This window comes from Pseudomonas sp. P7548 (genome assembly GCF_013386585.1).
In the GTDB taxonomy this organism is placed as follows: Bacteria; Pseudomonadota; Gammaproteobacteria; order Pseudomonadales; family Pseudomonadaceae; genus Aquipseudomonas.
The window spans coordinates 1-361 of sequence record NZ_JACARO010000242.1 but is presented as its reverse complement, the minus strand read 5'-3'; the positions used below and the strand labels follow the sequence as shown (position 1 = coordinate 361).

Annotated in this window: 1 pseudogene; it reads right to left on the bottom strand. The window is 64.8% G+C overall.

What is annotated here, in order from left to right:
- Nucleotides 1–361: pseudogene (locus HX803_RS32500) on the bottom strand (branched-chain amino acid ABC transporter permease); the annotation flags it as partial.

Sequence of the window (361 nt, the reverse complement as noted above, 5' to 3'; positions counted from 1 at the left end):
GCTTCTGGATGAACAGCACGATCAGCACCAGCACGATGATCTTCGCCAGCACCGCGCCATAGAACGGCTCGATGAACTTGTTGATGAGCCCCAGGCCGAACGCGCCGATGATCGTGCCGGCCACCTGCCCCACCCCGCCCAGCACCACGGCCATGAACGAATCGATGATGTAGCTCTGGCCGAGATCCGGCCCGACGTTGCCGATCTGCGAGAGTGCGCAGCCGCCCAGGCCGGCAATACCGGCACCGAATGCAAACGCGTAGCTGTCGACCTTCCACGTGCGCACGCCAACGCAGGCAGCCATCGTGCGGTTCTGCGTGGTGGCGCGCACGAACAGGCCCAGGCGCGTTCGGTTGAGCAC